Annotated in this window: 25 protein-coding genes; 11 read left to right on the top strand and 14 right to left on the bottom strand. The window is 65.7% G+C overall.

Annotation, left to right across the window (positions count from 1 at the left end; genetic code table 11):
• Nucleotides 1-71: 71 nt before the first annotated feature.
• From ABKS89_RS24995 to ABKS89_RS24965, 7 genes are all read right to left on the bottom strand, one after another.
• Nucleotides 72-1,400: a DUF58 domain-containing protein gene (locus ABKS89_RS24995; protein WP_348587432.1), complete on the bottom strand. Its 1,329-nt coding sequence runs from the start codon at nucleotides 1,398-1,400 to the stop codon at nucleotides 72-74.
• A complete protein-coding gene (locus ABKS89_RS24990) occupies nucleotides 1,397-2,407 on the bottom strand; it encodes an AAA family ATPase (protein WP_348587430.1) in 1,011 nt (336 codons plus the stop codon). Before ABKS89_RS24990 ends, ABKS89_RS24995 begins: the two co-directional genes overlap by 4 nt.
• Nucleotides 2,404-3,693: a DUF4350 domain-containing protein gene (locus tag ABKS89_RS24985; RefSeq protein WP_348587428.1), complete on the bottom strand. Its 1,290-nt coding sequence runs from the start codon at nucleotides 3,691-3,693 to the stop codon at nucleotides 2,404-2,406. The genes ABKS89_RS24990 and ABKS89_RS24985 overlap by 4 nt, the downstream gene beginning before the upstream one ends.
• A complete protein-coding gene (locus tag ABKS89_RS24980) occupies nucleotides 3,690-5,285 on the bottom strand; it encodes a DUF4129 domain-containing protein (RefSeq protein WP_348587427.1) in 1,596 nt (531 codons plus the stop codon). Before ABKS89_RS24980 ends, ABKS89_RS24985 begins: the two co-directional genes overlap by 4 nt.
• Nucleotides 5,272-6,258, bottom strand: a complete 987-nt coding sequence (locus tag ABKS89_RS24975) for a stage II sporulation protein M (RefSeq protein WP_348587425.1) — start codon at nucleotides 6,256-6,258, stop codon at nucleotides 5,272-5,274. Before ABKS89_RS24975 ends, ABKS89_RS24980 begins: the two co-directional genes overlap by 14 nt.
• Nucleotides 6,255-6,926, bottom strand: a complete 672-nt coding sequence (locus ABKS89_RS24970) for an RDD family protein (RefSeq protein WP_138216192.1) — start codon at nucleotides 6,924-6,926, stop codon at nucleotides 6,255-6,257. The genes ABKS89_RS24975 and ABKS89_RS24970 overlap by 4 nt, the downstream gene beginning before the upstream one ends.
• A gap of 154 nt (nucleotides 6,927-7,080) precedes the next feature.
• The gene (locus ABKS89_RS24965; RefSeq protein WP_138216021.1) at nucleotides 7,081-7,896 is read right to left on the bottom strand and encodes a DUF975 family protein; all 816 of its coding nucleotides are present in this window, start codon (nucleotides 7,894-7,896) and stop codon (nucleotides 7,081-7,083) included.
• A gap of 141 nt (nucleotides 7,897-8,037) precedes the next feature.
• Here ABKS89_RS24965 and sbcB point away from each other — a divergent pair, with 141 nt between their 5' ends.
• On the top strand, nucleotides 8,038-9,468 hold the full coding sequence (gene sbcB / locus ABKS89_RS24960) for an exodeoxyribonuclease I (protein WP_348587424.1): 1,431 nt from the start codon (nucleotides 8,038-8,040) through the stop codon (nucleotides 9,466-9,468).
• A gap of 69 nt (nucleotides 9,469-9,537) precedes the next feature.
• Here the strand turns inward: sbcB and mvaT are convergent, their stop codons facing one another.
• On the bottom strand, nucleotides 9,538-9,912 hold the full coding sequence (gene mvaT, locus ABKS89_RS24955) for a histone-like nucleoid-structuring protein MvaT (protein ID WP_045211008.1): 375 nt from the start codon (nucleotides 9,910-9,912) through the stop codon (nucleotides 9,538-9,540).
• A 258-nt stretch (nucleotides 9,913-10,170) separates the two neighbouring features.
• Here mvaT and purU point away from each other — a divergent pair, with 258 nt between their 5' ends.
• Nucleotides 10,171-11,022 (top strand): formyltetrahydrofolate deformylase, encoded by an 852-nt coding sequence (purU, locus tag ABKS89_RS24950; protein ID WP_017519713.1) that lies wholly within the window; start codon nucleotides 10,171-10,173, stop codon nucleotides 11,020-11,022.
• Between the two features lie 87 nt (nucleotides 11,023-11,109).
• Nucleotides 11,110-11,295: a hypothetical protein gene (locus tag ABKS89_RS24945; protein WP_138216023.1), complete on the top strand. Its 186-nt coding sequence runs from the start codon at nucleotides 11,110-11,112 to the stop codon at nucleotides 11,293-11,295.
• Nucleotides 11,296-11,298: 3 nt separating this feature from the next.
• Here the strand turns inward: ABKS89_RS24945 and gpgF are convergent, their stop codons facing one another.
• From gpgF to upp, 3 genes are all read right to left on the bottom strand, one after another.
• Nucleotides 11,299-12,297: a glucosaminyl phosphatidylglycerol flippase gene (gene gpgF, locus ABKS89_RS24940; protein WP_138216024.1), complete on the bottom strand. Its 999-nt coding sequence runs from the start codon at nucleotides 12,295-12,297 to the stop codon at nucleotides 11,299-11,301.
• Between the two features lie 160 nt (nucleotides 12,298-12,457).
• Nucleotides 12,458-13,759 carry a uracil-xanthine permease family protein gene (locus tag ABKS89_RS24935; RefSeq protein WP_138216025.1) on the bottom strand — a complete coding sequence of 434 codons (1,302 nt, stop codon included), beginning with the start codon at nucleotides 13,757-13,759 and terminating at the stop codon, nucleotides 12,458-12,460.
• 3 nt (nucleotides 13,760-13,762) lie between these two features.
• Entirely contained in the window at nucleotides 13,763-14,401 is a 639-nt protein-coding gene (gene upp / locus ABKS89_RS24930; protein WP_081516307.1) for a uracil phosphoribosyltransferase, read from the bottom strand.
• A gap of 155 nt (nucleotides 14,402-14,556) precedes the next feature.
• Here upp and ABKS89_RS24925 point away from each other — a divergent pair, with 155 nt between their 5' ends.
• The 3 genes from ABKS89_RS24925 (at nucleotide 14,557) to ABKS89_RS24915 (ending at nucleotide 17,169) form a co-directional block, all read left to right on the top strand.
• Nucleotides 14,557-15,114, top strand: coding sequence for a hypoxanthine-guanine phosphoribosyltransferase (locus ABKS89_RS24925; protein ID WP_017519718.1), 558 nt, complete (start codon nucleotides 14,557-14,559; stop codon nucleotides 15,112-15,114).
• Nucleotides 15,115-15,116: 2 nt separating this feature from the next.
• Nucleotides 15,117-15,593, top strand: a complete 477-nt coding sequence (locus ABKS89_RS24920) for a WbuC family cupin fold metalloprotein (protein ID WP_348587423.1) — start codon at nucleotides 15,117-15,119, stop codon at nucleotides 15,591-15,593.
• 151 nt (nucleotides 15,594-15,744) lie between these two features.
• Nucleotides 15,745-17,169 carry an aldehyde dehydrogenase family protein gene (locus ABKS89_RS24915; RefSeq protein WP_348587421.1) on the top strand — a complete coding sequence of 475 codons (1,425 nt, stop codon included), beginning with the start codon at nucleotides 15,745-15,747 and terminating at the stop codon, nucleotides 17,167-17,169.
• Here ABKS89_RS24915 and ABKS89_RS24910 read toward each other — a convergent pair.
• Nucleotides 17,153-18,070 carry a LysR family transcriptional regulator gene (locus ABKS89_RS24910; protein WP_348587420.1) on the bottom strand — a complete coding sequence of 306 codons (918 nt, stop codon included), beginning with the start codon at nucleotides 18,068-18,070 and terminating at the stop codon, nucleotides 17,153-17,155. The two genes, ABKS89_RS24915 and ABKS89_RS24910, sit on opposite strands and share 17 nt — an antisense overlap.
• Before the next feature lie 194 nt (nucleotides 18,071-18,264).
• On the opposite strand from ABKS89_RS24910, the gene ABKS89_RS24905 reads away from it, so the two are divergent.
• The 3 genes from ABKS89_RS24905 (at nucleotide 18,265) to ABKS89_RS24895 (ending at nucleotide 19,840) form a co-directional block, all read left to right on the top strand.
• Nucleotides 18,265-18,693 (top strand): hypothetical protein, encoded by a 429-nt coding sequence (locus ABKS89_RS24905; protein WP_518301058.1) that lies wholly within the window; start codon nucleotides 18,265-18,267, stop codon nucleotides 18,691-18,693.
• A gap of 98 nt (nucleotides 18,694-18,791) precedes the next feature.
• Entirely contained in the window at nucleotides 18,792-19,079 is a 288-nt protein-coding gene (locus ABKS89_RS24900; RefSeq protein ID WP_017519723.1) for a PA4642 family protein, read from the top strand.
• Nucleotides 19,080-19,438: 359 nt separating this feature from the next.
• Nucleotides 19,439-19,840 carry a VOC family protein gene (locus ABKS89_RS24895; RefSeq protein ID WP_348587417.1) on the top strand — a complete coding sequence of 134 codons (402 nt, stop codon included), beginning with the start codon at nucleotides 19,439-19,441 and terminating at the stop codon, nucleotides 19,838-19,840.
• Between the two features lie 63 nt (nucleotides 19,841-19,903).
• Here ABKS89_RS24895 and mqo read toward each other — a convergent pair whose 3' ends face one another.
• A complete protein-coding gene (gene mqo / locus ABKS89_RS24890) occupies nucleotides 19,904-21,397 on the bottom strand; it encodes a malate dehydrogenase (quinone) (protein ID WP_138216032.1) in 1,494 nt (497 codons plus the stop codon).
• 802 nt (nucleotides 21,398-22,199) lie between these two features.
• On the opposite strand from mqo, the gene ABKS89_RS24885 reads away from it, so the two are divergent.
• On the top strand, nucleotides 22,200-22,787 hold the full coding sequence (locus ABKS89_RS24885) for a YajG family lipoprotein (protein ID WP_081516300.1): 588 nt from the start codon (nucleotides 22,200-22,202) through the stop codon (nucleotides 22,785-22,787).
• Nucleotides 22,788-22,850: 63 nt separating this feature from the next.
• Here the strand turns inward: ABKS89_RS24885 and ABKS89_RS24880 are convergent, their stop codons facing one another.
• Entirely contained in the window at nucleotides 22,851-23,057 is a 207-nt protein-coding gene (locus ABKS89_RS24880; protein WP_081516299.1) for a hypothetical protein, read from the bottom strand.
• Nucleotides 23,058-23,320: 263 nt separating this feature from the next.
• Between ABKS89_RS24880 and ABKS89_RS24875 the strand changes: the two genes are divergently transcribed.
• Nucleotides 23,321-23,599, top strand: coding sequence for a hypothetical protein (locus ABKS89_RS24875; RefSeq protein WP_138216033.1), 279 nt, complete (start codon nucleotides 23,321-23,323; stop codon nucleotides 23,597-23,599).
• Nucleotides 23,600-23,602: the final 3 nt, after the last annotated feature.

Here is a 23,602-nt window from a genome sequence, read left to right as displayed (position 1 = left end):
AGCGCAGGACGCGCTGACCGATCTGCACGGTGTGGGACGCCAGGGAGGTGGCGTCCGGTTGTGGCGCATAGTTACAGCGCGCCAGCCTTCTTCCAGCCCAGATAACGGTTGATCAGCTCCGGCCCCAGTTGGCTCGGCCGTGTGTCGAGCACCGGCACCCCATGGGCCGCCAGCTTCTCGTGCAGCCCCGCGCGGGCGTTCAGGTAATCCACTGCGCCACAGTAGGCCAGGGCCTCCTCGAACCCTTCCACCGGCGCCTGGCGCAGGCGATCGAGTACCTCCTCGCGCAGGCTTGCGACCAGCACCCGGTGCTGGCGCCCCAGGCGTTTCACCGCGGCCACCAGTTCCTCGTCATCCTCGTCGCGCAGGTTGGTCACTATCACCACCAGCGCGCGGCGGCGTTGGCGCGTGAGCACCGCCTGTACGGCGGCGGGGAAGTCTGCCGGACGCTGGCTGCTGCGCAGGTCATAGACGCTGTTGAGCAGGGCGGTGAGCTGCGCGCTGCCCTTGGCTGGTGGCAGATGGCGCGGCTGGTCGCCGGCAAAGGTCATCAGGCCCACCGCGTCGCCCTGGCGCAGCGCGACGTAGGCCAGCAGCAGGCTGGCGTTGAGCGAATGGTCGAAGTGCGAGAGATCACCATCGTGGCTGCGCATACGCCGGCCACAATCGAGCAGGAAGAGAATCTGCTGGTCGCGCTCGTCCTGGTATTCACGGGCGATGGGCGTGCGTTTGCGCGCGGTGGCCTTCCAGTCGATCTGCCGCAGGGTGTCGCCGTCGCGGAATTCGCGCAGTTGGTGGAAGTCCAGGCCCAGCCCGCGGCGCTGCCCGGCGCGCACGCCGATGCGGTTGAGCCAGTGGTCCACGGCCATCAGTTCGGCGCCGTAGAGGCGGGCGAAGTCCGGATAGACGCGGGTTTCGTCACGCTGTTCCAGGTAGCGCCGGCCCTTCCACAGGCGCAGCGGGCTGGACAGTTCGATCTCGCAGCGCTGGAAGACGAAATGCCCACGGGACAGCGGACGCACGCGGTAACCCAGCTCGGTCTGTTCGCCGGGGTGCAACTCCACGGTCTGCGGCAGGTATTCGAAGTCCATGCCGGCGGGCAGGTGGTCGAACACCGTGATGCGTTGTGGCTGTGCGTAGCGGTGATGGAATTGCAGGCGCACCTCGCTCCAGCGGCCCAGCGGCAGGTTGCCGCTCAGCTGGCGACGCAGCTCGGGCGACGGCGTGCGGCGCAGCCAGAGAGCATCGGCCAGCGCCAGCAGGATCAGAGCGCAGAGCGCACCCCACCAGAGCCGACCGAGCAGCGCCGAGCCCGAGTCCAGAGCCTCGGCCGCGCCCAGGGCGATGGCGATCGCCAGCAGGACGCCGAGCAGCGCGAGGAGCGCGCGCGATGGCTTCATACGCGCGGCGCCGGTACCTGGTCGAGCAGCTGTTGCAGCACCTGGTCGACCGACAGGCCTTCGATCTCCAGTTCCGGCGACAGGCGCACGCGATGGCGCAGCACGGCCAGGGCGCTGCCTTTGACGTCGTCCGGAATCACGAAATCGCCGCTGCGCAGCAGGGCACGGGCGCGGGCGCAACGCACCAGGGCGATGGACGCACGCGGCCCGGCGCCGAGCGCCAGCCCCGGCCAGTTGCGGGTGGTGCGGGCGATACGCACGGCGTAGTCGAGTACCTGGTCATCAATGGGCAGGTCGGCGGCGATCTTCTGCAGGGCCAGCACGTCCTTGTCCTTGAGCAGGGCGCGCATCGGCGCCACGTCGAGCATGTCGCTGCGCGCGGAGCGGGTGACCTGGCGCACCAGAGTCTGCTCCTCGGCCTCCAGCGGATAGTCGATGCGCAGCTTGAGCATGAAGCGGTCGAGCTCGGCTTCGGGCAGCGGGTAGGTGCCTTCCTGCTCGATGGGGTTCTGTGTCGCCAGCACCATGAACGGCTGCGGCACGGCCAGGGCGCGGCCCTCGAGGGTGACCTGGCGCTCCTGCATCACTTCCAGCAGGGCGGCCTGGGTCTTGGCCGGGGCGCGGTTGATCTCGTCGGCCAGCAGCAGGTGGGTGAATACCGGGCCCTTGCGCAGCTTGAACTGCTCGGTGGCCAGGTCGTACACGGCGTGGCCGGTGACGTCGCTGGGCATCAGGTCGGGGGTGAACTGGATGCGCGAGAAGCCGCCGTCGAAGCAGCGGGCGAGGGCGCGCACCAGCAGGGTCTTGCCCAGGCCGGGAACGCCTTCGATGAGCACGTGGCCGCCCGCGAGCAGGGCGGTGAGCACGTCGTCGATCACCTCCTGCTGGCCGATCAGGGCTTTCTGCAGTTCGTGGCGTAGCGCCTGGGCCAGCTGGCTGGCGCGCTGGCGCTGGGCGGCGGCATTGGGGGCGTTGGTGCTGGACGGTTCAGGCGTCTGTTCGCTCATAGGGCATTCCTGAGGCTTTGCAGGTGCGCGACCTGGCGGGTGAATTCGGCGACGGCCATGCGCTTTGGCGGATAGGGGCGCATGGCCTGGCTGATGGCGCTGACCGACATGCGCGTCATGCGGCCCAGAGCTTGCCATTGTTCGGCGACCGGCAGGCGGTCGAAGCCGGGCTGGCGCTGCCGCGCCCGGCGCATCACGTCACGTTGCAGGCCCTGCAGCAGGGCGAGTTGGCCGCGTTGGCGGAGGATGAAATCGGCGCCGGCGCGCAGGTGCTCTTCCAGTTGCCGGCGGCTGCGATCCGGGTTGGGTTGCAGCGGGCCCTGGCGCAGGCCGTTGCGCCAGAGCACCAGGACCAGCAGCAGGACGGCGGCCAGCAGAGCCTGTGGGAAGTAGCGCATCAACAGGGTCATCAGGCTGGTGCCGTCGGCGCGGTAGACCAGCGTGACGGCGCTGTCCTGGGTCAGGTACCAGAGCAGCCAGGCGTTGTCGTAGGCATCGAGTTCGCCGTTCTGCCAGATCCAGTTGTCGGTGAGTACGGTGATCAGTCCCTGGCCCTGCTGCAGTTGCAGCAGGTGGGTGGAGTCGGCGCTGTTGGCCCAGGCGTAGGCGAGGTTCTTCGAGTCGAACAGGTGGTAGTCGGTGTCGAAGTCGAAGTAGGCCGGCGCCTTCTCGTTCTCCAGGTAGAGCTTGGTCAGGTTCGGATAAGGGTCCGTTTCCGTCGCCTCGTTGTCGTGGGCGCTGGAGGCCTGGTCCGGATGTTCTTCTTCCACTTCCGGTTTGGCGGCTTCGTCCTGCTTCTGGTCTTCGGACGCTTCTGCCGACTTTTCGTCACTCGGAGCGGATTTCTCCTCCTCCTTGTCCTTCAGGTCGGAGGTGAGGAATTGCTGCACGCCCAGCTGATCCAGCAGCGCGTCGCCGCTCTTGCCTTCGTCTTCATCCCACAGGCTTTCGGCGGTGACGATGAGGTGGCCGCCGCGATTGGCCCAGTCGAGCAGCCGCGCGTTCTGCGCTGGCGTGACGTTCTCGCGGGTGCCCAGCAGGATCAGGGTCTGGCCCTTGCTCGGCAACTGGTCCAGCACTTCCATGCCGCGCGCGGTGGTGACGTGGATGCCGCGACTGCGCAGGTACATCTCGGCGGCGAGATAGGGGTTGGCACGGGCTTCCGGGGAAGCACCGTGCTCGATGGTCTCGGTGTAGGGCTCGAGGTTGCGGTACAGGTAGTAGCCGATGCCGCCGAGCACGAGCAGGACGAGCAGCACCAGCAGGGCGAGGTTGCCGCGCTTCATGCCTGCACCTCGCTGCCGAACAGGTGGCGCCATTCGCCGCACAGCTGCTGCTTGAGTTCCGCCTGCGGCGCGCGGTGGCCGTAGGCGAGCGCCTGCCACTGCTGGGTCAGGCTGCGGGCGAAGTTGTCCAGCGGCGGGTCATTGAGGTCGGCCACGCGCACCAGGACTTCGCCTTCGGTGGTCGACTCGCGTAGCGGCACGCGGAAGTCGTGCAGCAGGCGGCTGAGCAGGGCGCGGTAGAGCAGGCCGAGCGCGGCGCGGGGCTGTTCGTCCCACAGGCGCTCGGCTTCGCTGGCGACGTCGCTGGGCAGGGTTTCCGGCGCCAGGTCCAGCCCGAACAGCACGCTGGGGGCTTCGCGGCGCGGCTTCTGCGGCAGGCCGATGCGCCCGACGAACAGCCGCAGCCATTCGCGGTAGCGCCAGATGACCAGGGCGACGACGGTGAACAGAATGCCCCAGAGCAGCACTTCGATGCCTTGCGCGGCGAACTTGAAGGCCTTCCAGTTTCCCAGCGCCTCGAAGAAGCTCTTCAGCCGCTTGGCCTCGTCCGGATCGGCCGGCTTCGGGTCTTTCTTGTCTTCGTGCAGGCGCCAGCTGGTGACCTTCTCGCTGTTCTTGAAGGGCGGCGCGGTGAGGATCTTTTCCGCAGCGCTGCGTGAGTCTTCGCTGCTGAGTTTCTGCTGGGTCAACCGCGCGCCCTGCGGGCCGTCGGGGTTCTGGTCGGGCAACGGGCAACTCTGGCTGGCCTTGCTGCCGGTTTCCGAACCGGCAGCAAGCGCGTCGTTGGCCGGCAGCAGGGCGAAGGCGCCGGCCACGATCAGCAGCAGGGCATAGGCGCTGCCGACCAGGCGCTGGCGCAGGCGGCGGAACACCAGTTCGATGTCCCAGGCTTCCAGCTCGGTGCGACGATTGAGGTACAGGGTGAAGCCGCAGGCGACGTACACCGGCTCCCAGACGATCAGCAGCAACGCGTAGATCAGGTTGCTGACGTGCTCCAGCCACGCCCAGTCGCCCTGCGCCACGCTGATCAGCGACTGCCATTTCCAGTCGTCCACCCACTGCTGCGGCAGCATCAGGTACATCAGCGCGGAAAGGCCCAGCCACAGCGCCAGTTCGAAATGCATGCCGACGATGGTCAGCCAGGTGGCGCCGCCCGCATTGCGCTGGCCGAGCACCACCAGACGCTGGCTGCGCGCCTGGCCCTTGAGGCCTTCGAGTTGCAGCACCGGCAGGTCGAAGCTGCGCGTCGGACTCAGCCGGCGCCAGAGCAGGCTGGGCAGCAGTTGCGACTTGAGCAGGCCAGGGAAGGCCCGCAGCGCTTCCTTGAGCGTCGGCGTATCGCCGAACAGCGAGCGCGAGAGGATGTACAACGGCAGGCGTTCGAAGGCGGGCTTGAGCCACCAGAAGATCAGCACCGCCCAGCTGGAGTAGTTCCACAACAGCAGGGAGAGCAGCACGAACACCGGCAGGGTGACGATCGCCCAGCTGGCCATCAGCAGGCCGGCGTGACGGCGCGCCAGCAGGATGCCGAGGTCCAGCGCCTCCCAGGCGCTGCGTGGGCGGATGGCGACGCTGGCGTCAGTCAGGCGCATGGCGACCCCGTCCGGCCAGGAGGAAATAGCTGCCCACCAGCAGCCACAGGCAGGCGCCGACGATGTACTTCACGGTCGCCGAGAAGTGCGTGACGGAGGACCAGTAGCCTTCGACGAAGGCGGCGATCAGCAGCATCAGGATCACCCCGCCGATCAGTTGCACGGCGCGGGCGGCGGCCTGGCGCAGGGCTTCAAGACGGCTCAGGCGGCCGGGGGAGAGCAGCGCCCAGCCGAGCTTGAGGCCGGCGGCTCCGGCGAAGGTGATCGCGGTCAGTTCGAAAGCTCCGTGGCCAATGACGAAGGACCAGAAAGTCTCGATGTAGCCGACCTGGGTCAGGTGGCCGGCTACCGTGCCGATCACCACGCCGTTGAACAGCAGGAAGAACAGGGTGCCGACGCAGAACAACAAGCCGCTGGCGAAGGTCTGAAAGGCGATGCCGATGTTGTTCATGATGTAGTGACCGAACATCTTCCAGTCATCGCCGGCGTCGCGCGTGCTCATGGGCCCCAGGCGCGTGGTGTCCGGCGAGTACATCGACTCCATCTCGGAAACCCGCTCCGGCGCCATGACGCTGTAGACCAGGTCGGGGAAGTGATAGACCAGCACGCCCATCAGCAGCAGGCTGCCGTAGAACAGCAGGCTGGCGATGGCGATGCAGCGCCATTCCTCGCGCACCAGGCGCGGGAAGCCGGCGACCAGGAAGCCGAGGATGCGCGCGCCCAGGTGGCTGCGGTGGCGGTAGAACTGCTGGTGCCCGCGCATGGCGAGCTGCTGCAACTGGTCGATCAGGTGGCTGCTGTAGCCGCGCTCCTGGGCCAGGGCGAGCTGCTGGCAGATACGCCGGTAGTCGGCGGCGAACTCCTCGGGCTTCTCGCTCGGTTCCTGGCGCTTGCCGCCTTCCAGTTGCTCCAGGCGCTTGGCGAAACGCTTCCAGCTGCCCTGGTGGCGTTGTTCGAAGAAGGCCTGCTTCATGGGTGGCCCGTCCCGTTGCCGAGCAGGCCGCTGGCGATGCGGTTCAGGCGTGCCTCCGCCTGCTCGGGCGCGATGCCCAGCGGTTGCGCGAGGATCGCGGCCAGCTCTTCCCGGCGCGCCGCCGAAAGCTGCGTGCCGCGCTCGGCGAAGCTCATCAGGGCGCGCTGCTCTTCCAGGTTCAGGGGCCAGGGCGCCAGTTCGGGTGTTGTCTCCGGCACCTGCGGGCGGCTCGGCGGCGGATCACGGTAGATCACCAGGGTGCCGGCGGCGAGGTCGCCCAGGCGCTTGAATGCGGAGTTGGACAGGCAGCTGAGCAGACCGAGCGTGTAGGCGAACGGCAGGATGTCGGCGAAGCGCAGCAGGTTGCGCAGCAGCGAGGCGGACCAGCCGATCGGCGTGCCGTCGTCGTGCACCACGCGCAGGCCCATCATCTGCTTGCCGGGCGAGCGGCCCTGGTTGAGCACTTCGAAGAGCACCATGTACCACCAGGTCATGATGAAGGTGAGGATCAGTCCCAGCCCGGTGCCCAGCTCGCCGAGGAAGGCCAGCAGCATGAACAGCGCCACCATCAGCAGGACGCGAATCCCCAGGTCGATCAGGTAGGCGAGGGCGCGGGGGACGACACCGGCGGGACGCAGCAGCAGGTCGATGCCTTCCGGGGTCTCCACGTGGTAGCGGGTATCCAGGACGGGCGCGTGGGGAGACGCGTTGGAGTAGAGGTCTGCTGGGCTCAAGGGAAACCGCTGTCGATGACGTAGGTGCCAGATGCTAGCCAGCGCGGTGCGGCGAGGCAACCGCGCTGGCAGGCTCAGGCCGATTTGATCACTTGGCCGGCGGCAGCACGCCGAAGATGGTGCGGTAGAGCACGCCGATGGCGACGATCAGCCACGGCAACACCCAGATCAGCGCAATGCCCAGGGTCAGGGTGCTGAGCATGAACAGCAGACCGAACACCAGCAGCAGGCCGAAGACCTTGAACCAGTGCTGGGTAATGGCCTTGCGCGAGACTTCCATCGCCGCCCAGGGCGACAGGCCGCGCTCGACCACCAGCGGGATGGCGAGCATGTAGGCGATGCTCAGGTAGATGCCCGGCAGCACGAAGAGGAAGTAGCCGATGAAGATCATGATGGTGCTCAGCAGCACGCAGACCACCACCTGGAAGGTGCGGCCGAAGTGGCTGAAGACTTCGTTGAAACGCAGCGGCTGGTCGGCCGCGCGGCGGATGCCGAGCATGTTCACGCCGGCCAGCAGCGGGTAGCAGACGGCGGTGGCGACGAAGCTCAGGACGATGGAGCCGATGAAGAACGCGACCAGGGCGCCGACCGCCATGCCGCCGGCGGCTTCGCTGTCGCCGAGCAGGCCCATGCCGGCGATCCCGGCGACGCCGACCACGGTGAGGAACAGGCTGAGCACGTTGACCAGGGCGAAGATCGCCGCATAGAAGACCACGAAGCCGCCGATGATCAGGCCCTTGGCGCCTTTGGTGCGGCGCCAGGATTCGCCCAGCAGGTCGCCGATGCTGAAGTTGTAGCCGCGGGTCAGGGCCTCGACGATGGAGGGCACGGCGCCTTGGGCGGCGCCCGGTTCGAGGTTGCTCAGCGGAGCGCTGTAGGGATTTTGTGCAGCGATGTCTTGCATGAGGAAAGTCCTTTCCAGTGGGTGTCCTTGCGACGCCCATCATAAAGGCGGGGGCTGGCGAGGTGCCAGCGAGGCGTTTTGGAAGTGTGGTCGGCCGCACTGTTAGACTGCGACGCACTCGCTTGCAGGCAAGGAAAAACGATGAACGCCAGCATCTTCTGGTACGACTACGAAACCACCGGTATCGACCCGCGCCGCGACCGCCCGCTGCAGGTGGCCGGCATCCGCACGGACGAGGACCTCAACGAGATCGGCGAATCGCTGAACCTCTATTGCCGGCCCAGCGACGACATCCTCCCGCACCCGGCCGCCTGCCTGGTCACCGGCATCACCCCGGATCGCCTGGAGGAGCGCGGTCTGGGCGAAGCCGAATTCATGACCCGCCTGCACGCCGAACTGGCGCAGCCGGGTACCTGCGTGGCGGGCTACAACAGCCTGCGCTTCGACGACGAGGTGACGCGCTACAGCCTGTACCGCAACTTCTTCGATCCCTACGCCCGTGAGTGGCAGGGCGGCAACAGCCGCTGGGACCTGATCGACATGGTGCGGACCGCCTACGCCCTGCGCCCCGAAGGCATCGTCTGGCCCGAGCAGGACGGCGTCGTCAGCCTCAAGCTGGAGCGCCTCACCGCGGCCAACGGCATCGATCACGGGCAGGCGCACGACGCGCTGTCCGACGTGCGCGCCACCATCGCCCTGGCGCGGCTGGTGCGTGACCGCCAGCCCAAGCTCTACGACTACCTCTATCGCCTGCGCGGCAAGCAGGGTGTGCTGGACCAGGTGCGCGTACTGCAGCCGATGGTGCATATCTCCGGCATGTTCTCCGGGGCGCGGCACTATCTCTCCGTGGTGCTGCCGCTGGGCTGGCATCCGCGCAACCGCAATGCATTGATCGTCTGTGACCTGGGCGCCGATGTTTCGCCCTTGCTCGAACTGGATGCGGAAACGCTGCGCAAGCGCCTTTACACGCGTCGTGACGAGCTGGCCGAGGGCGAACTGCCGGTGCCACTGAAGCTGCTGCACATCAACAAGTGCCCGGTGGTGGCGCCGCTGTCCGTATTGCGCCCGCAGGATCGCCAACGCATCGGCCTGGACCTCGATGCCTGCCTGGCGGCAGCGCGGACACTGACCGACGCCAAGGCAACCTGGCAGGACAAACTCGCGCCCTTGTATGCCGAGGAAAGTTTCGCCGGCAGTGAAGATCCCGAGCAGCAGTTGTATGACGGTTTTATCGGCGACCGTGATCGCAGATTGTGCGAGCAGGTGCGCCAGGCCGATCCCGCGCGGTTGGCGAAAGAGCAATGGCCGTTCGATGATGCGCGACTTCCTGAACTGCTCTTCCGTTATCGCGCGCGCAATTTCCCGGAAACTTTGAGTGCCACGGAACAGCAACAATGGCAGGACTTCTGCCGTGCGCGCCTGAGTCAGGCCGAGTGGGGCGCGCCGAATACTCTGGATAACTTTGCCGCGGCAATGAGCGAACAACTGGTCAATGCCACGCCGGCCGGCCGTCTGGTGCTGCAAGAGTGGGACAAGTATGCGCAGGTGCTGCGTGCGCGCTATAGCCTGTAGCGCCGCGTACTTTCTCACAGGCAATAAAAAACGCCAGCGCAAGGCTGGCGTTTTTCATCTCCGCAAGGCTTAGCCCAGCAGTGTGGCCCAGCCTTCTACGGCTTCGGCGCCCCACTTGGCTTTCCATTCCTTGAGGGTCTTGTGGTTGCCGCCCTTGGTTTCGATCACTTCACCGTTGTGCGGGTTCTTGTACTGCTTGACCTTGCGAGCGCGCTTGCTCACGGTAGCTTTGGCGGCGCGTGGCGACTTGCTCAGCTTCGCGTCCGGATCGAGCAGGGCGATGACATCACGCAGGGACTTGCCGTAGCTGGCCATGAGTGCGCGAAGTTTCTCTTCGAACTCAAGCTCTTTCTTCAGCTTGTCGTCCTGCTCCAGGGATTTCAGGCGCTCCTGAAGTTCCTTGATGGCTTCTTCGGTAGCGCGGTACTCGTTGATCAGCGACATGTTGGGTACCTTGTTCTGGGTCCAGCGGTGGCGGAAAGTTTGTAGCAGACATAATAGTCAGCGAAGTTGTTCAAGTAAATGCTTGGGAAAAGTTTTGTCGGTAATTGTCGACTTATTTAACTAGTTCATTCGCCGGTAATTAATCGATGCACTCGCAATGCACCGAACTGGCTCTCGTCGGCGCACCGCGGCAATGGCTGATCTTTTCCCCTCGAGCCGCTAGAATGGCGGCCTTCGCGATGTATCTGGAGTACACCCATGCGCACTTTCCGACTGGTGATCGCCTGCCCCGACGGGGTCGGCATCGTCGCCAAGGTGAGTAATTTCCTAGCCACTTACAACGGCTGGATCACCGAGGCCAGTCACCATTCCGACAACGACAACGGCTGGTTCTTCATGCGGCATGAGATTCGTGCCGATTCCCTGCCGTTCGATATCGACGGTTTCCGCCAGGCCTTCGCACCGATTGCCCGCGAGTTCTCCATGGAGTGGCGTATCACCGACTCCTCGGTGAAGAAGCGCGTCGTGCTGATGGCCAGCCGCGAATCGCACTGCCTGGCCGACCTGCTGCACCGCTGGCACAGCGGCGAGCTGGACTGCGAGATTCCCTGCGTGATCGCCAACCACGATGACCTGCGCAGCATGGTGGAGTGGCACGGCATTCCGTACTTCCACGTTCCGGTGGACCCGAAGAACAAGCAGCCGGCCTTCGAGCAGGTGTCGCGCCTGATCGACGAGCACCAGGCCGACAACGTGGTGCTGGCGCGCTACATGCAGATCCTGCCGCCGGACCTCTGCCAGAAGTACCGCCACCAGGTGATCAACATCCACCACAGCTTCCTGCCGTCCTTCGTCGGTGCCAAGCCGTACCACCAGGCGTCGCTGCGCGGCGTGAAGCTGATCGGTGCGACCTGCCACTACGTGACCGAGGAGCTGGACGCCGGCCCGATCATCGAGCAGGACGTCGTGCGCATCAGCCACCGCGACAACATCGAAGACCTGGTGCGCCTCGGCAAGGACGTGGAGAAGCTGGTGCTGGCCCGCGGCCTGCGCTACCACCTGGAAGACCGCGTGCTGGTGCACGACAACAAGACGGTGGTGTTCGACTGATCCACCCGGCTTCGTTCTAGACTGGGTACTCCGCATGCTCCCGCCGTCGCCTGACGGCGGGCGCTGCGCTCAACGGAGATGGTCAGCATGAGTGACCCGAAGAACCCCGGTACCGCCACCCCGCCGCCCACCCTGGGCGAAGGCTGTACCAGTCGCTACGATCCCGACGCCTTGAGCGACGAGGACGGCACCGAGTTTCCCGGCGCTGCCGAACTCTGGGATTCGCTCAAGCCCAAGGCGCCGTCCGAAGACGACAAGCCTTCCGGCGACTGATCCTCAGGCGCTTTCCCGCAGCCCCATCAGCTTGCGCAGCAGCGGCCGGCCCGCCATCAGGGCGAACACCGGCGCGCCCATCACCAGGTAGAAGTAGTAAGTCACCACGCGCCAGATCAGGATGGCTGCGGCCGCCGTGGACTTGCCCACCAGCGGGGCGAGCAGCGCGGCGCTGGTCAGTTCCGTGCCGCCGGCGCCGCCCGGCAGCAGCGTGGCGAGACCCGCGGCCAGCGACAGCAACTGGATCAGGAACGCCCAGGCCCAATGCAGGTCCACGCCCAGCGCCTTGAGGGTGATGTAGAGCACCGAGAAGCGCAGCACCCAGTGGCAGCAGGTGAAGAAGAAGATCAGCAGCAGCCGGCGCTTGGGCTGGCGCAGGCAGCTCACCAGGGTGTCGCGGAAGTGCAGGCATTTGCGCGCCCAGTGCAGGCGTGTGCGCGGCTTCATCCCCAGGCGTTCGAACAGCCGGCCGTTGGCCTTGATCACCCGGCGCTGGAAGCGCGCGAGCAACACCACGCCGAAGAAAATCCCGCCCAGCAGCACGCCGCTGGTGATCAGCGACGTTTCCAGGTTCGGGCTGACGCTGTGCGACAGCGCCCACACCAGCACCGCGGCCAGTGCGCAGAGGAAGAACAGCAGGTCGCTCAACTGGTCCACGGCGAAGATCGCGCTGCTGTGCGCCGGGCGCATGCCGTGGCGGGCGAGCAGGGCCATCAGGGTCAGCGGGCCGCCGGTGCCGCCGGGGGTGGCGTAGAAGGCGAACTCCGAGGCCATGATGATGCCCACCGAGCGTACCTTGCCGATCTCGCCGGCGCGGCCGTTGAGCAGCACCCGCAGCTTCTGCGCGTTGATCAGCCAGCACAGGCAGATCATGCCGAACATGATCAGCAACTGGTCGAGGGGGAAGGCGAGGACATGCTCGAGCATCTCCCGGCCGCCGATGGCGAGGGGGATCAGCGAAGCGCCGATCAGGCCGAGCAACAGCCATGCGGCACGGCTCACGGGCGCACCTGCGACGGGGAAAACGGGACGAGCGAGGCGAAGCGGATAGGGAGTGCCTCCTGTCGGGATCGAACTGTCATGCTGAGTGGACCGTGATCGGCATGCTGCGTTCGCCTGACTTTGTGTGGGCAGGGCGCCGCCGCGAGGCGGCGCCCGGGGCTCACTCGGCGGGTTTGTCGGCCGCGGAGTCGCCGGCGCCTTGTTCCAGCGCCTTGTTTTCCCAGCCTTCCTCGCCGGGCAGGATCAGGTTCAGCAGGATCGCGACGATGGCGCACAGGGCGATGCCCTTCAGGCCGAAGTCGTCCGGGCCGGTGCCGGTGCCGATCAGTACGCCGCCGATGCCGAACACCAGGGTGACCGAGACGATGCACAGGTTGCGCGCCTGGGACAGGTCCACCTTGTGGCGGATCAGGGTGTTCATGCCCACCGAGGCGATGGTGCCGAACAGCAGGCAGAGGATGCCGCCCATCACCGGAACCGGGATGCTCTGCAGGATGGCGCCGAACTTGCCGACGAAGGCCAGGCTGATGGCGAAAATGGCCGCCCAGGTCATGATCTTCGGGTTGTAGTTCTTGGTCAGCATCACGGCGCCGGTCACTTCCGCGTAGGTCGTGTTCGGCGGGCCGCCGAACAGGCCGGCGGCGGAGGTGGCGATGCCGTCGCCCAGCAGGGTGCGGTGCAGGCCCGGGGTCTTCAGGTAGTTCTTGCCGGTCACGCCGCCCACGGCGATGACGCCGCCGATGTGCTCGATGGCCGGTGCCAGCGCCACCGGAACGATGAACAGGATGGCCTGCCAGTTGAATTCCGGGGCGGTGAACTTCGGCAGCTCCAGCCACGGAGCGGCAGCGATCTTCGCCACGTCGACCACGCCGAAGGCGAAGGCCAGGCCGTAGCCCACCAGCACGCCGGCGATGATCGGCACCAGACGCAGCATGCCCTTGCCGAACACCGCGACGATGAGGGTGGTCAGCAGCGCCGGCATGGAAATGAACATGGCGGTCTTGTACGGGATCAGCTCGGCACCGTCACCGGCTTTGCCCATCGCCATGTTGGCGGCGATGGGAGCCATGGCCAGGCCGATGGAGATGATCACCGGGCCGATCACCACCGGCGGCAGCAGGCGGTCGATGAAGCCGGTTCCTTTTACCTTCACGGCGAGGCCCAGGAAGGTGTAGACGAAACCCGCCGCCACCACGCCGCCCATGGTCGCCGCCAGGCCGAACTGGCCCTTGGCGAGGATGATCGGGGTGATGAAGGCGAAGCTCGAGGCCAGGAACACCGGCACCTGGCGGCCGGTGACGATCTGGAACATCAGGGTGCCGAAGCCGGCGGTGAACAGCGCGACGTTCGGGTCCAGGCCGGTGATCAGCGGCATCAGCACCAGCGCGCCGAAGGCCACGAAGAGCATCTGTGCGCCAGAAATGATCTGGCGCCACAGCGGTTCGTTGAATTCATCGGCCATCTATCAGGTTTCCTTCTGCTTGGTGCCGAAGATCTTGTCACCGGCATCGCCCAGGCCCGGCATGATGTAGCCGTTCTCGTTCAGGCACTGGTCGATGGAAGCGGTCAGGATGAGCACGTCCGGATGCGCATCGTTGACTGCCTTGATCCCTTCGGGAGCGGCCACCAGCACCATGGCGCGGATGTCCTTGCTGCCGGCTTTCTTGAGCAGGTCGATGGTGGCGACCATGGAGCCGCCGGTGGCCAGCATCGGGTCGATGATCAGCGAGCGGCGCTCGGCGATGTCCGGCGCGAGCTTTTCCAGGTAGGTGTGCGCTTCGAGGGTTTCCTCGTTGCGCGCCACGCCCACGGCGCTGACCTTGGCACCCGGAATCAGGCTGAGCACGCCGTCGAGCATGCCGATGCCGGCGCGCAGGATCGGCACCACGGTGATTTTCTTGCCGGCGATCTTCTCGACCTGTACCGGGCCGGCCCAGCCTTCGATTTCGTAGTTTTCCAGGGGCAGGTCTTTGGTCGCCTCGTAGGTCAGCAGGGCGCCCACTTCCTGGGCCAGCTCGCGGAAGTTCTTGGTACTGATATCGTGACGGCGCATCAGTCCGATCTTGTGGCGGATCAGGGGATGGCGGATCTCGAGGACGGGCATGGATGGGTTCTCCGGACGGGCTGGCAAAAAAATTGCGGTAGCGTAATGCATCCTAGCTACCTTGGGCCACGATTGTCGGCGACATTCGTCCGCTGACCCTTGCTCCGTGGCACGCCGATAGGTACCTTTGCGCACTTTTTCACGGGAGAACCCCCATGTCCGTCGATCTCGCGCACATCCGCCAAGTCATGGCCGAAGCCGACTGCCTGTACACCAACGCCGAGGTAGAGGCCGCCATCGCCCGTGTGGCCGAGGCCATCAACGGCTCGCTGGCCGACACCAACCCGGTGGTGTTCTGCGTGATGAACGGCGGCCTGATCTTCTCCGGCAAGCTGCTTCCTCTGCTGAATTTCCCGCTGGAAGCCTCCTACCTGCATGCGACCCGTTACCGCAACGAGACCACCGGCGGCGAGCTGTTCTGGAAGGCCAAGCCGGAAATCTCCTTCATCGACCGTGAAGTGCTGATCATCGACGACATCCTCGACGAAGGGCACACCCTCTCGGCGATCATGGACTTCTGCAAGCATGCCGGCGCCAAGCGCGTGCACACCGCCGTGCTGATCGACAAGGACCACGACCGCAAGGCCCGTCCGGACCTGAAGGCCGACTACGTGGGCCTGTCCTGCATCGACCGCTACATCTTCGGCTACGGCATGGACTACAAGGGTTACTGGCGCAACGCCGCCGGCATCTTCGCCGTAAAAGGTCTCTGACGATGAGCGGGCCGTGCTTTCTCGACAGTGCGCTGTTCGACGAGGTCGCGGCCCGTGCCGCCGCCAGCCCCCGGCGCCGGCAGAACCACAATTTCCATGAGCAGACCGAGCCTTGCCATCGCCTGCTCAATGCGCTGCAGCCCGACAGCTACATCCCGCCGCATTGCCACCGTCACCCGGACAAGGCCGAGAGCCTGCTGGTGGTGAAAGGCGCGCTGGGCCTGCTGATCTTTTCCGATAACGGCGAGTTGCTGACCACCCGCGTGCTGCGCGCAGGTGGCGACTGCGTCGGTGCGGACCTGCCGCCGGGCACCTTCCACGCCATCGTGGCGCTGGAGCCGGACAGCATCATGTTCGAAGCCAAGGCCGGCCCCTTCGTGCCGCTGGGCGAGGACGAGCGCGGGCAATGGGCGCCGCGCGAGGGCGAAGCGGCCGCCGCCGAGTACCTGGACTGGATGCGTTCGCAGTTCCCAGCCTGATTCGAGAACGCGCCCGACAGGCGCGATTCGCGGGCATGGCCCGCTCCTACACATTGAATACCGTCGATGCATGCATGGGCTGACTCGCATTTTTGCCGATGCATGCCCCGCCTATCCTGCGGCCCTCACAAGACAACCGTCCGAGGTTCGCATGTCCCGTCTCCTTTATATCGATGGCCAATGGCAGCCCGCCGACAGCGGCGCCGTCCTGCGCCCGATCGCTCCTGCCACCCGTGAAGCGCTGCCGGAAGTCGCCTGCGCCGGTGTGTCCGACGTGGAGCGCGCCGTCGCTGCCGCCAAGCGTGCCTTCGCCGACTGGAAATTGACCAGCGCCGCCCAGCGCGCCGGTTATCTGCGGGCCTTCGCCGAGCAGCTCGAAGCCCGCAGCGAAGCGTTGATCGCCCTGCAGATGCAGGCCAGCGGCAAGCCGCGCCTGGAAGCGGAAATCGATATCGGCGACGCCATCGCCACCTTCGCTTACTACGCCGAACTGGCCGACCAACTGGACGCCCGGCAGAACGCCGAGGTGGCCCTGCCGGATGCCGGCTACCGCTCGCAGACCCGCTTCGAGCCGATTGGCGTGGTCGGCCTGATCGTGCCGTGGAACTTCCCGCTGGTGACCAGCGCCTGGAAAGTAGCGCCAGCCCTGGCGGCGGGCTGTACCGTGGTGCTCAAACCCTCGGAAATCACCCCGCTGATCGAACTGGTGCTGGGCGAGATCGCCGACGCCATCGGCCTGCCGGCCGGCGTGCTGAACCTGGTGCCGGGCCTGGCCGATGCCGGCGCCACGCTGTGCGGCCATCCGGGCATTGCCAAGCTGTCCTTCACCGGCAGCAACGTCGTCGGCCGCAAGGTCATGGAAGCCGCTGCCGCGCGCACGCTGCCGGTGGGCCTGGAGCTGGGCGGCAAGTCGCCGATCCTGGTGTTCGAGGACTGCGATCTGGACGAGGCCGTGCAGTGGATCATCGCCGGCGTCTACTGGAACGCCGGGCAGATGTGCTCCGCCACCTCGCGCCTGCTGGTGCAGGAATCCATCGCCGAGCCGCTGCTGGCGAAGCTGAAGGTCGCGGTGGAAGGCCTGCGCGTTGGCGATTCACTGCTCGGCGAGACCGACATGGGCCCGATGACCAGCGAGGCGCAGTACCGCAAGGTGCTCGATTACTTCGCGGTCGCCCGCGACGAAGGCCTGGCCTGCCTGACCGGCGGCGAAGCGGCCGAGGGCTGGTTCATCCAGCCGACCGTGTACACCGACGTACCGGCGGACAGCCGCCTGTGGCGCGAGGAAATCTTCGGCCCGGTGCTGTGCGTGCGCACCTTCAGTGATGAGGCAGACGCTCTGGGTCAGGCCAACGACAGCGATTTCGCCCTGGCCGCCACCGTGTGCAGCGCCGACCTCGAGCGCGCCCAGCGCGTTGCCGAGAACCTGGAGGCTGGCAACGTCTGGCTGAACTCGCCGCAAGTGGTGTTCCCGCAGACGTCCTGGGGCGGCGGCAAGCGCAGCGGCATCGGCCGCGAGCTGGGGCCGTGGGGACTGTCGGCGTTCTTCGACATCAAGCACATCACCGCGCCGCGCTGACCGGCGTCACCCCGTGCTCCAGGCGCAGGTCCTCGACCAGCGCCTGGAGCGCTTCGTTGTGCCCCGGTTCGTCGCGCGACACCAGGCTGTGGGTGATGCCGTAGCCAAGGCTGTCCGGCAGCAGCGCGCGCATCTCGCCCTGTTCCACCCAGCGTTCGGCGTAGTGCGTGGGCAGGTAGCCCAGGTGGGTGCCGGCGCGCACGGCGTGGAGCACCGCTTCCATGTGCTGGGCGAAGGCCGTGCTGCGTTGCGGGTCGGCGGGCAACTGTACGTCGGCCACCGCATAGCCGTGCTGGATCCAGTCGCAGCTTTCCAGCTCTCCGGCATCCTTCACTGACTTGTCGAACAGTGGATGCTCGCGCCCGCAGAACACCGCTACCCGCTCGTGGTACAGCGGCTCGTAGCGCAGGTTCGGCAGGCGCCGGCTGAAGCAGGCGATGGCCAGGTGCAGGCGACCGCTGAGTACCAGGCGCTCCAGTTCGCTGGAGGATTCGATGAGGAAATGCAGGCGCACGTCCTGGTCGCGGCGGTTGAAGCGCGCCAGGGTCTGGTGGATGCGTGCGTCGGGGAGGGTGGCGATGTTGTCGGCCAGGCCCAGGTGCAGCTCGCCGACCAGACGCCCGGCCAGGGACTGCACCTGATCGCGGAAGTCGCCCAGCGCGGCGAACAGGCTCTGTGCGTAATCCAGCACCCGTTCGCCTTTTTCGGTCAGGCGGAAGCCGCTCTTGCCGCGCTCGCACAGGCGATAGCCCAGGCGCGTCTCCAGGCTGGCGATGTGCGTGCTGATGGTCGACTGGCCCATGCCCAGTTCGCCCTGCGCGGCGGAGAAACCACCGCAGCGCACCACGCAGGCGAAGATGCGCAGCAGGCGCAGGTCGAGGTCGGAGACGTTGTGCAGCATGGACGTTGTCAATGTGTTGGGGTTGTTGCTTCGAAGGCTATCAATGTATCGCCGGGCTTGCCATGTGCGCCTGTCGTGGCGCTTCGGGCGCGTGCTAGAGTGCTTGGCCCTGTCCCGCGGAGGTGATGATGTCCGTTCGCATGCCGGGCGCCGTGCTGGCGCTGTTGTTCTGCCTTCCCCTTGGCTTTGCCGGGATGACCATTGCCGCGCCGATGCACAGCCAGTTCCTGCCGCCGGACGATGCCGGCCTGCGCCAGGGCGAGCCGGAGCAGCAGCAACTGCTGCAGGTCACTGAATACAGCGTGGTGCTGGGCAACCAGCGCCAGTCCAACCAGCAGCCGATCCCGATCACCACGCCGTCGCTGCTGCGCCTCAAGGGCAAGCCGCTGAACAAGGGCGCGCAGATCAGCCAGGTGGTCATCAGCTTCGACGCCGAGGGCAAGAGCCTGAAGAAGCCGGCCTACGACGAGAACACCCGCGTGCTCAGCCTGTATTACCCGCAGGCGGCTTATCCACAGTTGCTCGACCTGCTGCGCAACGGCACCGTCTACGTGCAGTTCCTCACCTACGGCAACGGCCATATTTGGGCCGACCTGCATACCGGCGCGGTGCGTGCGCGTTGAGCCGCGCACGGCGCAGGGTTAAACTGCCCGACCCGTGGTGCCCGGCCTGAGCCGTTGCCGGCCGCGATCCCCGAGACAGCCGTAGAGAGAAGCGAGCGATGCGTAAAGACAAGAAGCAGGTGATTGGCGAAGAGATCAACGACGACGCCATCAAGCTGTTCCTCGACGTGGAACCGGCCGACGACACCCCGGCGTCCCTGCACAAGCTGGTCAAGGCCTACCGTGGCCTGCGCATCGACGACTTCGAGCGCTTCGTCGGCTTCTTCGTCGAAGCCGGTTACGACCTGTCCGCCAAGGATGCCCAGGGCCAGGACTTCATCGCCCTGATCCAGGACCAGCGCCAGGCCGAGCCCTACATCGAGGTGATCAAGGCCGCTCGCGGCTGATCGCTGCGAACCGCTGAAAAGCCCGCCTTGTGCGGGCTTTTCTGTTTTTGTCCACTGCACGTTTTGCGCATCGTATGCCGCGGCTCCTACACGAGCTGCGATACAAAACTGTAGGAGCGTGCCATGCACGCGAACCGTCGGCAGGGCCGACAGTTGATGCGAACACCGTTGGCCCCCACAGACAACTAGAACGCACCAGCGATTTTCCCTTCCAGGTCGCCAACTGGATCTGACCGCGCGTATTCCCGCGGTCGCGGGCATGGCCCGCTCCTACAGGTTAAGCACCGTCTTTCGGCCTGCCTCCGAATCCCCGCCTAGACTTCTCTACAGAACGATAACGACAAGGCGAGGACGAAGCCGTGCAAGTACAGCCCTATCTGTTTTTCCATGGTCGCGCCGATGAGGCCATTGCCTTCTACCAACACGCGGTGGGTGCTCAGCTGGGGGCGCTGATGCGCTACGAGGAGGCACCCGGCCCCTCGCCGGTGCCTGATGGCTGGCTGGACAAGGTGATGCACGCCAGCCTGCAGATCGGCGAGACGGAAGTCTTCCTGTCCGATGGCCGCGGCGAGCACAACGCAGCTTTCAATGGTTTCTCCCTGCACCTGACGCTGCGCAGCGTGGTGGCGGCGGAGCAGGCATTTGCCGCCCTGGCGGAGGAGGGACGGGTGGAGATGCCGCTGGAGAAGACCTTCTGGGTGCAGCGCTTCGGCATGCTCACCGACCGTTTCGGCGTCGGCTGGATGGTCAGCTGTCACTGACCGCTTCCGAACACAGAAACGAAAAAGCCCGCCGGATGGCGGGCTTTTTCATGGGTGCGGCACTCAGGACGCGGCGACGATCTGCAGACGGTCGGCGGTCATCTGGTTGACTTCGCGGTACACCGCGGCGTCGGTTTCCAGCTGCTTCTCGCGGGCCGGGAAGATCTCCTTGAGCTTCGCGGTCCACTCCGCCGACTTGTAGCGCTCGGGGAAGCAGCGCTCCAGCAGGCCCAGCATGATCGAGACGGTGACCGAAGCACCCGGCGAGGCGCCGAGGAGGGCGGCGATGCTGCCGTCCTGGGCCGCCACCAGTTCGGTACCGAACTGCAGGATGCCGCCTTTCTTCGGATCCTTCTTGATGATCTGCACGCGCTGGCCAGCGGTTTCGAGGCGCCAGTCGGCCGGGTTCAGTTCCGGGTAGAACTTGCGCAGGGCTTCGATGCGCTGGTCCATGGACTGCATGACTTCCTTCACCAGGTAGCGGGTGAGGTCCATGTTGTCGCGGGCCACGGCGAGCATCGGCAGCAGGTTGCTGGTGCGCACCGAGAGCGGCAGGTCGAGGAACGAACCGTGGCGCAGGAACTTGGTGGAGAAGCCGGCGTACGGGCCGAACAGCAGGGAGGTCTTGCCCTCGACCACGCGGGTGTCCAGGTGCGGCACGGACATCGGCGGGGCGCCCACTTCGGCCTGGCTGTAGACCTTGGCCTGATGGTGCTTGACCACTTCCGGGTTGTCGCAACGCAGCCACTGGCCGCTCACCGGGAAGCCGCCGAAGCCTTTGCTTTCCGGGATGCCGGACATCTGCAGCAGCGGCAGCGCGCCGCCGCCGGCGCCGAGGAAGACGAACTTCGCCTTGACCTTGCGGGCATCGCCGGTCTGGGTGTTCTTGATGTCCACCAGCCAGCCGTCGCCGGAGCGCTCGAGGCCCACGACCTTCTGGAAGTAGCGGACTTCGCTGCCTTCGCGGCTGGAGAGGTAGCTCAGCAGCTGGTTGGTGAGGGCGCCGAAGTTGACGTCGGTGCCGCTTTCCACACGGGTCATCGCGACCTGCTCGTCGGCCGGGCGGCCGGGAATGGTCAGCGGGGCCCAGTCGGCGATCTTCGCGCGGTCCTCGGTGTATTCCATCGAGGTGAAGGCATGGTGCTGGGCGAGCATCTCATGGCGCTTCTTCAGGAACGGAATGTCCTTGCCACGCACGAAGCTCATGTGCGGAACGGGGTTGATGAAGTTGCGCGGTGCGCCGAAGGCGTCCTTCCCGGTCAGGTAGGCCCAGAACTGCTTGGACACCTCGAACTGGGCGTTGATGTTCACCGCCTTCTTGATGTCGATCGAGCCGTCAGCCGCCTGCGGGGTGTAGTTCAGCTCGCAGAGGCCGGCGTGACCGGTACCGGCGTTGTTCCACGGGTTGGAACTCTCGATGGCTCCGGATTCCTGCAGTTCGACGATCTCGAGCTTGACGCCCGGATCGACTTCCTTGAGCAGGACAGCCAGGGTTGCGCTCATGATGCCGGCGCCGACCAGCAGCACGTCCATCGATTCGATTTCGTTCTGCGCCATTAACGCGTCTCCAAAACTATCAGCAGCCAGTTGTGACAGGGGCCTTGCGCTTGTTGCGCGAAAGCCGCATGTCCGAATTCTTCTCAGGTCGCAAAGGACCTTTCGCGGAATGTCTCGGGCCGGGATCGGAGGAGGGGAAGTGCGCACCTTCTCGGCAGTCCACGGCGGACGAATTCATCCGCAAGTGCATCCAAAAGTGGCGCTTATGCGCAGCTTCCGGTGCCGAAAAAGCGATTCAGTGCTGCGGGGTCAGACGTCAATGGTGCTACCAACGCAAAACTCTTCATTGCTCGCCACACTCTCGTGAAGTAGTGAAAAACCTTCGATCACGCTCTTTTGGATGCGTGAAGCTCAAAGGGGATCGTCGTCGCGGGCCGGTCCGGTCTCCGTGCGGAGGGGGCGGCTGCATCCTTGCCAAGTTCTGCGCAACGAACGTACAAAGCGCGACGGCCAGTGACCGAGGCGAGTGGCGACTCTCTTTGAGGGGTGGCAGAAGCGAGACACGGTGTGTCGGCATCGTGCGGGGCCCGACCAGGAGGCGTCCTTATAATCGGGGGGCGATTATAACGGCGAAACACAAAAAAAAGCTCTGCACCTTAGACTTTTTTCCTAGTGTCTACCCCTTGATTGACCATTTGTGCCCCCTCCCGGTGCGTCTTGCCTGCAGGTGGGTCAAGGCGGCCTATCGACGCGCGGCGAGGGAACCCTGAGAACGGGTTCCGCGTCCAATGGCCAAGCGCTATCTGACCGCGCTGCCCGCCGGTATACTGCCGGCCATCGCTTACCCCATGGAGAGATGAGCATGCTGCCTCGCCTGTTGCTCGGCTTTATCGCTGCCGCCAGCCTGACCTTGACCGGCTGCGCCCTCAGCCCGCAACAACTCAACCCTACGCCCGAGTTCAAGGGCCCGGTCGCCGCCGTTGGCCAGGGCCAGCCGGTGGTGGTGAAAGTCGTCGACGGTCGCCCGAGCACCGCGCTGGGTACCCGTGGCGGCCTGTATTCGGAAACCAGCCAGCTGACCGTGCGCAGCGAAGACGTGATCCCCAAGCTGCAGCTGCAGGCTGAGACTGCCGTGCGCCTGCTGGGCTTCACTCCGTCGGCCAACGCCTACAACGCACCGCAACTGACCCTGACCCTGGCCGAACTGAAATACCAGTCGCCCAAGGAAGGCATGTACGTCACCGAGGCCGACATCGGCGCCACCTTCCGCGCCGACGTGCAGAGCGGCACCCGTCGCTACAGCGGCCGCTACGGCGCCTCGACCAACCAGCGTTTCGGCATGGCGCCCAACCAGGCGACCAACACCAAGCTGGTGAGCGATGTGCTCAGCGACGCGCTGACCCGCGTGTTCAAGGACCCGACCATCGGCCAGACGCTGAACCAGCGCTGATCGATCGGACATGAAAAAGCCCGCCGAATGGCGGGCTTTTTCATGGGCGCTGATCGGCGGCGATCAGGCGGCCTGGCGGTACGGGTCGACCTCGAACGAACGCATGCGCTCGTCGGTTTCCGGCAGGTCCAGGTGTTCGTGGCCGCAGGCCTGGGTGTAGACCAGCCAGTGGTCGTCCTGGACGTTGAACGAGAGTTCGACGACCACGGCTTCGATTTCCTCGAGGTGTTCGATCAGGTAGGCATTTTCGTGGGGGACGATGTCGAGCATGGCGAATCTCCTTGGCGAAAGACCGGGTTTGCAGAATTCGTTAAAGCCAGCAACGTGCCAGGGCGCGGGAGAGGTCTTAGACCATTTCTCGATAATTCTTACGCTCGTCGTAAATAAGCGTTGCGCGCTGGCTGCGATGGCGGGCCAGCGGATAAAATGCGCGTCGATTGTTTCTCATCCATGACGGGCCATGCCCGTTCGTCCAGACTGACCCCCGCTTTGCTTCGAAGTCGTTGGCGTGCAGTTCTGAAGCGGAGGTTGTGATGTCGCTGCAGGCGCTCTGGAGTCTCTTCCAGGCCCATCCCGGTCGTATCGTGAACGACCTGGCCCTGTTCTTCGCCCTGGCTGGAGGCTGGCTGCTACTGGCGACCCGCCGCCGCGAGCGCCTCGCCCTGGCGCGCCTGGCCGCCGAGAGCGAAGTCGCGCCGGTGCCGCTGGACAGCGTCGAGCCGACTGCGCGGATGAACCGCTTCTTCTACCGTTTCGGTTTCGCCTGCATGGCGCTGGCCGTGACGGTGAGCTGGTACAGCACCCAGCTCTGAGTC

It is taken from the genome of Pseudomonas sp. LABIM340, assembly GCF_040017195.2.
Taxonomy (GTDB): domain Bacteria; phylum Pseudomonadota; class Gammaproteobacteria; order Pseudomonadales; family Pseudomonadaceae; genus Pseudomonas.
Note: the sequence above shows the minus strand (reverse complement) of the source record. Positions and strands in the feature narration are given on the sequence as shown.

Bases quoted from the DNA above. Each gene is read 5' to 3' on its own strand.
- ABKS89_RS24995 (WP_348587432.1), bottom strand. From the start codon at position 1,400: ATGAAGCCATCGCGCGCGCTCCTCGCGCTGCTCGGCGTCCTGCTGGCG.
- ABKS89_RS24990 (WP_348587430.1), bottom strand. From the start codon at position 2,407: ATGAGCGAACAGACGCCTGAACCGTCCAGCACCAACGCCCCCAATGCC.
- ABKS89_RS24985 (WP_348587428.1), bottom strand. From the start codon at position 3,693: ATGAAGCGCGGCAACCTCGCCCTGCTGGTGCTGCTCGTCCTGCTCGTG.
- ABKS89_RS24980 (WP_348587427.1), bottom strand. From the start codon at position 5,285: ATGCGCCTGACTGACGCCAGCGTCGCCATCCGCCCACGCAGCGCCTGG.
- ABKS89_RS24975 (WP_348587425.1), bottom strand. From the start codon at position 6,258: ATGAAGCAGGCCTTCTTCGAACAACGCCACCAGGGCAGCTGGAAGCGT.
- ABKS89_RS24965 (WP_138216021.1), bottom strand. From the start codon at position 7,896: ATGCAAGACATCGCTGCACAAAATCCCTACAGCGCTCCGCTGAGCAAC.
- sbcB (WP_348587424.1), top strand. From the start codon at position 8,038: ATGAACGCCAGCATCTTCTGGTACGACTACGAAACCACCGGTATCGAC.
- mvaT (WP_045211008.1), bottom strand. From the start codon at position 9,912: ATGTCGCTGATCAACGAGTACCGCGCTACCGAAGAAGCCATCAAGGAA.
- purU (WP_017519713.1), top strand. From the start codon at position 10,171: ATGCGCACTTTCCGACTGGTGATCGCCTGCCCCGACGGGGTCGGCATC.
- ABKS89_RS24945 (WP_138216023.1), top strand. From the start codon at position 11,110: ATGAGTGACCCGAAGAACCCCGGTACCGCCACCCCGCCGCCCACCCTG.
- ABKS89_RS24935 (WP_138216025.1), bottom strand. From the start codon at position 13,759: ATGGCCGATGAATTCAACGAACCGCTGTGGCGCCAGATCATTTCTGGC.
- upp (WP_081516307.1), bottom strand. From the start codon at position 14,401: ATGCCCGTCCTCGAGATCCGCCATCCCCTGATCCGCCACAAGATCGGA.
- ABKS89_RS24925 (WP_017519718.1), top strand. From the start codon at position 14,557: ATGTCCGTCGATCTCGCGCACATCCGCCAAGTCATGGCCGAAGCCGAC.
- ABKS89_RS24920 (WP_348587423.1), top strand. From the start codon at position 15,117: ATGAGCGGGCCGTGCTTTCTCGACAGTGCGCTGTTCGACGAGGTCGCG.
- ABKS89_RS24915 (WP_348587421.1), top strand. From the start codon at position 15,745: ATGTCCCGTCTCCTTTATATCGATGGCCAATGGCAGCCCGCCGACAGC.
- ABKS89_RS24910 (WP_348587420.1), bottom strand. From the start codon at position 18,070: ATGCTGCACAACGTCTCCGACCTCGACCTGCGCCTGCTGCGCATCTTC.
- ABKS89_RS24905 (WP_518301058.1), top strand. From the start codon at position 18,265: ATGACCATTGCCGCGCCGATGCACAGCCAGTTCCTGCCGCCGGACGAT.
- ABKS89_RS24900 (WP_017519723.1), top strand. From the start codon at position 18,792: ATGCGTAAAGACAAGAAGCAGGTGATTGGCGAAGAGATCAACGACGAC.
- mqo (WP_138216032.1), bottom strand. From the start codon at position 21,397: ATGGCGCAGAACGAAATCGAATCGATGGACGTGCTGCTGGTCGGCGCC.
- ABKS89_RS24885 (WP_081516300.1), top strand. From the start codon at position 22,200: ATGCTGCCTCGCCTGTTGCTCGGCTTTATCGCTGCCGCCAGCCTGACC.
- ABKS89_RS24880 (WP_081516299.1), bottom strand. From the start codon at position 23,057: ATGCTCGACATCGTCCCCCACGAAAATGCCTACCTGATCGAACACCTC.
- ABKS89_RS24875 (WP_138216033.1), top strand. From the start codon at position 23,321: ATGTCGCTGCAGGCGCTCTGGAGTCTCTTCCAGGCCCATCCCGGTCGT.